A 9,449-nucleotide genomic window follows, 5' to 3' on the forward strand; every position below is an offset into this window, starting at 1 on the left:
CCCAAGATACAAGTTTTGCAACCGGTTGCAAATCGAATTTCATGGATTGGGAGGCCTGAATGACCGAAATCGGTATCGGAATTCTAGGCGGTGGGTACATGGGCAAGGCTCATGCCGTCGCGATGGCCGCAGTGGGGGCGGTGTTCGATACGTCTTTGCGCCCACGGCTGGAGATGGTCTGTGCCTCCACCCCCACCAGTGCAGAGCGATATCGGCGGGCCTATGGTTTTCGTCGTGCGACGGATGACTGGCAGGTATTGGTCAATGACCCAAAGGTTGAGGCGATTGTGATTGCGACCCCGCAGCAGACACATCGTGCGGTGGCAGAGGCGGCCTTTGCGCTGGGTAAACCGGTTTTCTGTGAAAAACCTCTCGGCGCTTCGCTGGCGGACAGCCGTGCGATGGTCGAGGCGGCCCGGGTTTCGGGCTGTCCCAACATGGTAGGCTTTAATTACATCCGTACACCGGCTAGCCAATTTGCCCGCCAGTTGATTGTAGATGGCGTGATCGGCGAGGTCACCTGGTTTCGTGGCGAACATACCGAGGATTTCTATGCCGATCCCCATACCCCGGCGAGCTGGCGGACCAAAGGAGAGGCGAATGGCACGATGGGGGATCTTGCCCCGCATATGATCAATGCAGCGATAGCGCTGATCGGGCCGATAGCAGAGCTGATTGCTGAGGTTGAGACCGTCCATAGCGACCGCCCCGGTGGCCTTGTCACCAATGACGATCAGGGCCAGATGATGTGCCGCTTTGCCAGCGGGGCAATGGGGCAGATGTTTTTCAGCCGGATCGCGACGGGCCGCAAGATGGGCTATGCCTATGAAATTACGGGAACAAAGGGTGCGATCAGGTTTGACCAGGAGGATCAGAACGCACTTTGGCTCTACCTCAGCGAGGGCGAGGACGCTACCCGTGGCTTCCGCAAGATCCTGACCGGTCCCGCGCATCCCGACTATCTGCCGTTCTGCCAGGGCCCTGGACATGGCACTGGCTATCAGGATCAGATCCTGATCGAGGCGCGCGACTTCCTGCGCGCGATTGAGACACAGACACCGATTTGGCCGACATTCGAGGATGGCGTGGCCGTAAATCAGGTGATTGCCGCTGCCATGGCGTCGTCCAAGGCCCGGTCGTGGCAAACCGTATCAAAGTTCTAAGCATCTAAGAAAGCACTGCAAAATGACGATCAGAATTGGCAATGCCCCATGCTCCTGGGGGGTGGAATTTGCACAGGATCCCCGCAATCCGGAATGGCGCAGCGTTCTGAAGGACTGCGCCGATGCTGGCTACAAGGGGATCGAATTAGGACCAGTTGGGTATATGCCTGAGGACCCTGCGATCCTGAGGGACGCGCTCGCCGAGCATGATCTGGAACTGATCGGTGGCGTCGTCTTCCGTGCCTTCCACGATCCGGCCCAATGGGAGGATGTGCTGGACGGGGCGCACCGCACCTGCAAGGCGTTGAAAGCCCATGGAGCCGAGCATCTGGTGCTGATCGATTCGATCTCGCCGCGCCGTGCTCCGACTGCTGGCCGCGCTGATGAAGCCGAGCAGATGGATCGCGACGAATGGTCGGCATTCCGTGACCGGCTCGCCACCGTCGCGCGGATTGGCACCGAGGACTACGGTCTCACCGTCGGCATCCACGCCCATGCGGCGGGGTTCATGGATTTCGAGCCGGAGCTGGAGCGGCTGCTGGATGAGGTCGACGACAGGATCCTGAAGATCTGTTTTGACACCGGCCACCATTCCTACGCCGGTTTTGATCCCGTCGCTTTCATGAAACGGCACATGGATCGTATCAGCTATATGCATTTCAAGGATATCGACCCGAAGGTGAAAGCCGATGTGATCGCCAAGCGGACGAACTTCTATGATGCCTGCGGGCAGGGGATTTTCTGCAATCTCGGCGAGGGTGATGTGGATTTTCCGGCGGTGAGGCAACTGCTTTTAGACGCTGGATTTTCCGGCTGGTGTACGGTGGAGCAGGATTGCGATCCAACGCTGGATCCCGACCCGGTGGGGGATGCGCGGGCCAACCGTGAATATCTTGAATCCATTGGTTTCAACTAGGGGGTAACACCATGGCAAAGCTGAAGTGGGGCATGATCGGCGGTGGTGAAGGCAGCCAGATCGGACCGGCCCATCGTCTGGGAGCAGGGCTTGACGGGGCGTTTGAATTCGCCGCAGCGGCATTGGATCACCGTCCCGACGAAGGGCGCGCCTACGGTCAGCGGCTGAGGCTGGCCGCAGACCGCGCCTATGGCGACTGGCAGGAGATGCTGGAGGGGGAACGTCATCGCGACGACCGCGTTGATCTTGTCACCGTTGCCACACCCAATGCCACCCATTTTGAAATCACCAAGAGCTTCCTTGAAGCCGGTTTTCATGTGCTGTGCGAAAAACCGATGACAATGACCGTGGAGGAAGGCGAGGAAATCGTCAAAATCGCCAAGGCGCAGAGCAAGATCTGCGCGGTGAACTATGGCTATTCCGGCTATTCGCTGGTCCGCCACATGAAGGCGATGGTGGCGCGTGGTGATCTTGGAAAGATCCGCCTTGTGAAGGCCGAGTTTGCCCATGGGCATCATGCTGATGCGGCTGATGCGGACAATCCGCGGGTGCGCTGGCGCTATGATCCGGCTCAGGCCGGGGTTTCTGCGCAGTTTGCCGATTGCGGCATCCACGCGCTGCATATGGCCAGTTTTGTGATCGGGCAGGAACTGGAACGCCTTTCTGCGGATACGGTCAGCTGTATTGAGAGCCGGGTTCTGGAAGACGACGCCATGGTCAATATGCGCTTTGATGGCGGCACCGTCGGGCGGCTCTGGACCTCGTCTGTGGCAATCGGACGCCAGCATGGGCTGACCTTGCAGGTGTTTGGTGAAAAGGGCGGTCTGCGCTGGTCGCAGGAGCAGCCGAACCAGCTCTATTGGATGCCGCTGGGCGGCCGCTTGCAGGTAATCGAACGTGGTGAAGCCAACCTCAGCCCCGAAGCGGATCGCACCAGCCGCGTGACAATCGGCCATGCCGAGGGGATGCCTCTGGCTTTTGCCAATATATACAGCGATTTGGCCGAAGCCATCGGCGCGCGGAAAGCCGGGCGATCCATGGACCCGGCGGCGGATCTTTATCCACGGGCCGAAGATGGGCTGCGGTCCATGGCGGCTGTTTTTGCCGTCGCCGAAAGCGGCGCAACAGATGGCGCCTGGGTTGATGCCCGGCCGCCGATGTTTCGCTGACACCGTGGTCTAAGCAATCGCAGGGCACCCGGCAGCGGGTGTCCTTTTCATGCCTAGGATCGCTTCAGGATGTCAGCTGTCGCAATGTGCCGCGATCCACCACATGGCAAGGAAAGATGCGGGCTTCAGGATAGCGATCCGGCTCGTCCAGCATGGCAACAACCAGCTCGATTGATGAATTGACGATCTGTTCAATCGGCTGGTGGATGGTGGTCAGGTCTATGTTCTCCCAACGGGCCATTTCCATATCGTTGAGACCGATGACCCCGATGTCACCTGGCACCTTTAGCCCCTGTTCGCGGATCGCGCTGAGCGCCCCGATTGACAACACGTCATCCCCACAGAAATAGGCTTCGGCCGGGTCGTCCTGCAACAGGCGCAGCATTTCCCGGCGACCGGCCTCAAAGGAGTAATCATCCGCAAAACTGTAGGAGAAGACGATATCCGGATGAGCTTCCATTTCCAGGGTGAATCCCTTCCAGCGATCCTGAGTCGAGGTCGCGCTCTGGGGGCCGCCCATGAAGGCCAGTTTGCCATAGCCGCGATCAATCAGCGTTCGCGCCGCCATTCGTCCGCATTCGACGTTGTCGATCCCAACCACATGCACCTGCGGCGTGGAGGAGGAGCGGCCGAAACTGTGAACTACAGGCACGCCTGCATCTCGAAAGGCCTTGGCAAACCCAGGCGGCAGGGTCGACGAGGCGACAACAACGCCGTCAACGGAATATTGCCGCAACATACGAACCGAGTTCTCGGGGTCGGTTTCGTCAGAGAGGTTGACCAGCAGCGGGCGCAACCCCTTGTCCTGAAGCCGTCGCGTAAACCGGTCGAAGACTTCGAGAAAAATCGGGTTGTGAAAGTTGTTGGACACCAGGCCAATCAATTTGGTCCGCCCGGTTGTCAGGGACGAGGCCAGCGCGTTCGGACTATAGCCGAGCTCCTGGGCGGCTTTCTCAACCTTGCGGCGCATCTTCTCCGATACCGATGCGCCATCGGTGAACGTGCGCGAGACCGCCGAACGCGAGACCTGCGCCCGTTCAGCCACATCTTTTAACGTAACAGCCATTCTTGGTCTTCCCTTTGTCAGGGCCCGGCCGGGCCCATCCGCCTGTGCAACCGGCTGCGCACCGGATCAGACTATCTATCGCGGATCGAATTCAAGTTCAGCAGAAAAAATGCTGCCACAATTTGCAACCGGTTGCAAAAAAAATCGATTCGTGGTTATGCTGATCCCCGACGCGGATGGGACCGCCCGGACGCGATCGTGACGGTAAAACTTTGGGAGGAAAGAATGACGTCAATTTTCAAGACATTCCTGCTGGCGACAACGGTTGCAGCGGCGCCGATGATGCTGGCAACCATCGCCTCGGCAGAAGGCGAAAAATACATCCTTGTCAGCCACGCACCCGATAGCGACAGCTGGTGGAACACCATCAAGAACGGCATCGCCCTTGCGGGTGAGCAGATGAATGTGGAGGTGGAATATCGCAACCCGCCGACCGGTGACCTTGCCGATATGGCGCGGATCATCGAACAGGCGGCGGCTTCCGGGCCCAATGGCATCATCACCACCCTGTCCGATTACGACGTCCTGTCCGGTCCTATCAGAGCAGCTGTCGACAGTGGTGTGGATGTGATCATCATGAACTCCGGCACCCCAGAACAGGCCCGCGAGGTGGGGGCTCTGATGTATGTTGGTCAGCCAGAATATGACGCCGGTCACGCGGCCGGCCTGCGCGCCAAATCCGACGGTGTTGGCAGTTTCCTCTGTGTGAACCATTATATCAGCTCGCCCTCTTCGACAGAGCGCTGCCAGGGGTTTGCAGATGGTCTTGGGATCGAACTGGGCGACCAGATGATCGACAGCGGTCAGGATCCGGCTGAGATCAAGAACCGGGTTCTTGCCTATCTGAACACCAACCCGGAAACTGACGCGATCCTGACATTGGGGCCGACATCGGCTGATCCGACAATGCTGGCACTGGAAGAAAACGGTATGGCCGGTGACATCTATTTCGGCACCTTTGATCTGGGCGAGGAAATCGTCAAAGGTCTGAAATCCGGTGTTATCAACTGGGGTATTGATCAGCAGCCCTTCCTGCAGGCCTATCTGCCCGTGGTGGTTCTGACCAATTACCACCGCTACGGCGTTCTGCCGGGCAACAACATCAACTCTGGCCCTGGTTTTGTCACCAAGGACGGCCTGGAAAAGGTCGAGGAGTTCGCGGGCGAGTACCGCTGACAATCTCCCCCAGGTGCGGGCGGCCGAAGCAATTTGGCCGCCCTTTTTTTAGAGAGAGTACAATGTCTGACGCACATACCCAATTTGCGGAGGACGAACGGATCAAGAGCCGTTCGAAGTTCCGCGAAGCCATGATCCGTCCAGAACTCGGCGGCATTATCGGCACCATCGCCGTCTTTACGATGTTTATTATTTTTGCCGGTGACAGCGGCATGTTCAACAGTCAGGGCGTGCTGAACTGGAGCCAGATCTCTGCCCAATTCATGATCATTGCGGTTGGTGCCTGCCTGCTGATGATCGCAGGCGAGTTTGACCTGTCTGTCGGCTCCATGATCGGTTTTACCGGCATGTTGATCGCAATCTTCAGCGTGACGCTGGGTTGGCCGGTCTGGCTTGCGATCCTGGTGACTTTTGTGCTGGCGATGGCGATCGGGGCATTGAACGGCTTTATCGTAGTGCGGACGGGGTTGCCCAGTTTCATCGTCACGCTGGCGTTTCTGTTCATTCTGCGTGGGTTTGCGATCTACCTGCCGCAAACCATTGAACGCAAAACCATTATCGGTGGCGTGGCAGACGCAGCTGAGGGTGATTGGCTGGCCGCTCTGTTTGGTGGCAAGATCCTGACGGGATTGTTCCAGTGGCTGGGTGACAATGGTTGGATCGCCGTTTTTGAACGCGGCACCCGCAAGGGACAGCCGGTGGTCGACGGGCTGCCGATGTTGATCGTCTGGGCCATTCTGCTGGTTATCGTCGGACATATCATCCTGACCAAGACACGGTTCGGGAACTGGATTTTCGCGGCCGGCGGCGATGCCGAGGCCGCGCGCAATTCCGGCGTGCCAGTGAACCGCGTGAAGATCCTGATGTTCATGTTCACCGCCTTCTGCGCGACGGTCTTTGCGACCTGTCAGGTTATGGAATTTGGTGGCGCGGGATCGGACCGGGGCCTGCTGAAAGAGTTCGAAGCGATTATTGCGGTGGTGATTGGCGGTGCCCTTCTGACTGGCGGTTACGGGTCTGTGCTTGGCGCCGCCCTGGGTGCGCTGATCTTTGGCGTCGTGCAGCAGGGGCTGTTCTTTGCTGGCGTCGAAAGTTCGCTGTTCCGCGTTTTCCTGGGGCTGATCCTGCTGTTTGCCGTGATCCTCAACACCTACATTCGTCGCGTCATCACGGGGGAGCGCTGATATGTCCATGTCTCAACCCTTGATCCGGATGCAGGGCATCGAGAAGCATTTTGGCAGCGTCATTGCGCTTGCCGGGGTTTCGGTCGATGTCTTTCCGGGCGAATGTCACTGCCTGCTTGGCGACAATGGCGCCGGGAAATCGACCTTTATCAAGACCATGTCCGGTGTGCATAAACCGACCAGAGGCGAGATCCTGTTTGAGGGTCAGCCACTTCATTTCGCGGATCCTCGTGACGCGATTGCCGCTGGAATCGCCACAGTACACCAGCATCTGGCGATGATCCCGCTGATGTCGGTCAGTCGCAACTTCTTCATGGGCAATGAGCCGATCCGCAAGATCGGCCCGCTGAAACTGTTTGACCATGAATATGCCAACCGGGTCACCATGGAAGAAATGCGCAAGATGGGCATCAACCTGCGCGGCCCGGATCAGGCGGTTGGAACCCTGTCGGGAGGGGAGCGTCAGACGGTTGCCATCGCCCGTGCGGTGCATTTCGGGGCCAAAGTGCTGATCCTGGATGAACCGACCTCGGCACTTGGGGTGCGCCAGACAGCGAATGTTCTGGCCACCATCGACAAAGTCCGCAAGCAAGGTGTTGCGGTTGTCTTCATCACCCATAACGTCCGCCACGCTATGGCCGTTGGTGATCGGTTTACCGTTCTCAATCGCGGGCAGACTCTCGGTACTGCAAAACGCGGCGAAATCACGCCAGAGGAATTGCAGGATATGATGGCCGGCGGGCAAGAGCTGGCGACACTGGAGGGGAGCCTCGGCGGTACGGTCTGAACCAATGTCGGCTCAGAAGATAACCACCCGCCGGGGCTTCTGCCCGGGCGGGTGGTTGTACGGTCAGTTGCCTCTTGCTCTGCGCAGAACGCCCGCAGGTGGCAGAGTGCCGACCTCGGTCTCTACCGCTTCAGCCAGATGATTGAACCAGAACTCTTCGGTCGCGGTCTGGCGCCGACGCACGCCCAGCGGCATCTTGCAGATGCGCAGCTTCGCACGTTTGCAAAGCATTGCGACAAGGTGATCCAGACCCGCCGCGTCCAGCCAGCCCGCGCAGTAGACTTTGTTTCCTGCGGCAACAGCCACGGGCTGACCGTTGGCCGTCTCGATCAGAGTCTCTCCCTGACCATCCAGTGTTTCCAGATAACCGGTGACGGCCCCGTCGACCTGCGCCAGCGGCAGCGGCATATCCGGTCGCAGGCTCTCGACTGCGGCAACGACAATATCTAGCCCGTCCAATGCTGGGGGCAGGGGGCTGGTCGGGATGTTGAAGTCCGCATCCCGCGCGCCTGTTCGCGGCCCATAGAGCACCTGAGCCGCCGCTGTTGCCAAGGCTGCGCGCAAATGGTCGGGGAGGTGCATCAGACCGGGTGCAAGGATCAGGGCGTATCCTGCAAAATCGGTCTGTGTCGAGGGAACAATGTCCACAGACAGGCCAGCCCGTCGCAGTGCACGGTAATGCGCCAGCACAAGGTCGAAATAGCTCAGACCCAGGCCATGTGGCTGCACCTGCCAGGCCCATTCGGCGTCATAGTCGAAGATCAGCGCCACGGGAGCTTGAGCCGGTGCCACCGCGCCCGCTGCGGCCAGTTCATCGGCAACCAGACGCGCCTCGGCGATGGCAGGGGCATCTTGCCTATCGGGACGCAGCAGACCGGCGTGAAGCTGTTCCTGCGCAAACGGCGCCTGGCGCCAGCGGAAATAGCAGACCGCCTCCGCACCATGGGCAAAGGCCTCCCAGGTCCAGAACCTGACCATGCCGGGCAGCGGTGCGGGATTGTAGGGTGCCCAGTTCACCGGTCCGGGTTGCTGTTCCATCACCCACCAGCGTCCGCGCCCGACGGCGCGATAGAGATCATGATGGAAGGCCTGAAAATCAGGGTCGCCCTGACGCGCGTAGCGGCGCTGGTCCTCGGGGTTGGCGCCCACTCGATCTTCGAGAAAGCCCAAAGGGTAGCTGTCCCAACTGGCAATGTCGAGATCCTCGCCAACCTTGTAGTGATCGAAATCGGTCACCCGCCCCATGTAGTTATGGGCAATCGGCGCATCGGAATGGGCACGCAGAATATCGACCTGATCGCGGTTGAAGCTCACCACCTGATCCGAAGAAAACCGCCGGAAGGCCTGCACATGCGCCGGGTTCGGTTCGGTCACGGTCAGGTTGGGCAGGCCGATCTGATCAAAGCGATCATAGTTCATCGACCAGAAAACATTGCCCCAGGCACTGTTCAACGCATGAATATCGCCGTCATAACGCGCCTCTAGCCAGCGGACAAAGGCGATCTGTGCCGCCGGGGAATAGCTGATTGTTGTGTCGTGGCAACCGTATTCATTGTCGGTCTGCCAGGCGGCGATACGGTCACCTGGGCCATAACGTTCCGCCATCAGGGAGACGATCCGCCGGGCTTCGGCGCGGTAGCCCTCGTGACTGAAACAATAGTGGCGGCGCGAGCCAAAACCGCGCGGTTTGCCGTCGACGTCCAGCGCAAACATATCGGGGTGGCGGTCCACCATCCAGCGGGGTGGCGTAGCGGTGGGGGTGCCCAGCACCACCTTCAGTCCGGCCGACACCAGCACATCAATGGCGCGATCAAGCCAGCACAACTGCAGATCGCCGGGGCTGGGTTCAATGCGCGACCATGAAAACTCGCCAATGCGAACCCAGGTGAGCCCGGCCGCAACCATGCGCGCGGCGTCCTCCTGCCAGATGTCTTCGGGCCAATGTTCGGGATAGTAGCAGGTGCCAAGTGTGCGCTGCATGGAGATCC

At 59.5% G+C, this 9,449-nt stretch carries 8 protein-coding genes; 6 read left to right on the forward strand and 2 right to left on the reverse strand.

The window, feature by feature from the left end; translation table 11 throughout:
- The first annotated feature begins 59 nt into the window (after nucleotides 1-59).
- Genes WLQ66_RS02405 through WLQ66_RS02415 form a run of 3 tightly spaced genes read left to right on the forward strand, consistent with a single transcriptional unit; the run spans nucleotide 60 to nucleotide 3,248 of the window.
- Entirely contained in the window at nucleotides 60-1,163 is a 1,104-nt protein-coding gene (locus WLQ66_RS02405) for a Gfo/Idh/MocA family protein (RefSeq protein ID WP_340544751.1), read from the forward strand.
- Nucleotides 1,164-1,185: 22 nt separating this feature from the next.
- Nucleotides 1,186-2,079: a sugar phosphate isomerase/epimerase family protein gene (locus tag WLQ66_RS02410; protein WP_340544752.1), complete on the forward strand. Its 894-nt coding sequence runs from the start codon at nucleotides 1,186-1,188 to the stop codon at nucleotides 2,077-2,079.
- A gap of 11 nt (nucleotides 2,080-2,090) precedes the next feature.
- Nucleotides 2,091-3,248 carry a Gfo/Idh/MocA family protein gene (locus WLQ66_RS02415; protein ID WP_340544753.1) on the forward strand — a complete coding sequence of 386 codons (1,158 nt, stop codon included), beginning with the start codon at nucleotides 2,091-2,093 and terminating at the stop codon, nucleotides 3,246-3,248.
- Nucleotides 3,249-3,312: 64 nt separating this feature from the next.
- Here the strand turns inward: WLQ66_RS02415 and WLQ66_RS02420 are convergent, their stop codons facing one another.
- A complete protein-coding gene (locus WLQ66_RS02420; protein WP_340544754.1) occupies nucleotides 3,313-4,314 on the reverse strand; it encodes a LacI family DNA-binding transcriptional regulator in 1,002 nt (333 codons plus the stop codon).
- Between the two features lie 225 nt (nucleotides 4,315-4,539).
- Between WLQ66_RS02420 and WLQ66_RS02425 the strand changes: the two genes are divergently transcribed.
- The 3 genes from WLQ66_RS02425 to WLQ66_RS02435 all read left to right on the forward strand — a co-directional run bounded on the left by WLQ66_RS02425 (nucleotide 4,540) and on the right by WLQ66_RS02435 (nucleotide 7,461).
- Nucleotides 4,540-5,490, forward strand: coding sequence for a sugar ABC transporter substrate-binding protein (locus WLQ66_RS02425; RefSeq protein WP_340544755.1), 951 nt, complete (start codon nucleotides 4,540-4,542; stop codon nucleotides 5,488-5,490).
- 62 nt (nucleotides 5,491-5,552) lie between these two features.
- The gene (locus WLQ66_RS02430; protein ID WP_340544756.1) at nucleotides 5,553-6,674 is read left to right on the forward strand and encodes an ABC transporter permease; all 1,122 of its coding nucleotides are present in this window, start codon (nucleotides 5,553-5,555) and stop codon (nucleotides 6,672-6,674) included.
- Between the two features lies 1 nt (nucleotide 6,675).
- A complete protein-coding gene (locus WLQ66_RS02435) occupies nucleotides 6,676-7,461 on the forward strand; it encodes an ATP-binding cassette domain-containing protein (protein ID WP_340544757.1) in 786 nt (261 codons plus the stop codon).
- 63 nt (nucleotides 7,462-7,524) lie between these two features.
- Here the strand turns inward: WLQ66_RS02435 and WLQ66_RS02440 are convergent, their stop codons facing one another.
- On the reverse strand, nucleotides 7,525-9,441 hold the full coding sequence (locus tag WLQ66_RS02440) for a beta-galactosidase (protein WP_340544758.1): 1,917 nt from the start codon (nucleotides 9,439-9,441) through the stop codon (nucleotides 7,525-7,527).
- Between the last annotated feature and the right edge of the window lie 8 nt (nucleotides 9,442-9,449).

This window comes from Phaeobacter sp. A36a-5a, from assembly GCF_037911135.1.
In the GTDB taxonomy this organism is placed as follows: Bacteria; Pseudomonadota; Alphaproteobacteria; order Rhodobacterales; family Rhodobacteraceae; genus Phaeobacter; species Phaeobacter bryozoorum.

What these genes read in the sequence shown, in the direction of transcription:
- WLQ66_RS02405 (WP_340544751.1), top strand. Translation starts at nt 60, where the DNA reads ATGACCGAAATCGGTATCGGAATTCTAGGCGGTGGGTACATGGGCAAG.
- WLQ66_RS02410 (WP_340544752.1), top strand. Translation starts at nt 1,186, where the DNA reads ATGACGATCAGAATTGGCAATGCCCCATGCTCCTGGGGGGTGGAATTT.
- WLQ66_RS02415 (WP_340544753.1), top strand. Translation starts at nt 2,091, where the DNA reads ATGGCAAAGCTGAAGTGGGGCATGATCGGCGGTGGTGAAGGCAGCCAG.
- WLQ66_RS02420 (WP_340544754.1), bottom strand. Translation starts at nt 4,314, where the DNA reads ATGGCTGTTACGTTAAAAGATGTGGCTGAACGGGCGCAGGTCTCGCGT.
- WLQ66_RS02425 (WP_340544755.1), top strand. Translation starts at nt 4,540, where the DNA reads ATGACGTCAATTTTCAAGACATTCCTGCTGGCGACAACGGTTGCAGCG.
- WLQ66_RS02430 (WP_340544756.1), top strand. Translation starts at nt 5,553, where the DNA reads ATGTCTGACGCACATACCCAATTTGCGGAGGACGAACGGATCAAGAGC.
- WLQ66_RS02435 (WP_340544757.1), top strand. Translation starts at nt 6,676, where the DNA reads ATGTCCATGTCTCAACCCTTGATCCGGATGCAGGGCATCGAGAAGCAT.
- WLQ66_RS02440 (WP_340544758.1), bottom strand. Translation starts at nt 9,441, where the DNA reads ATGCAGCGCACACTTGGCACCTGCTACTATCCCGAACATTGGCCCGAA.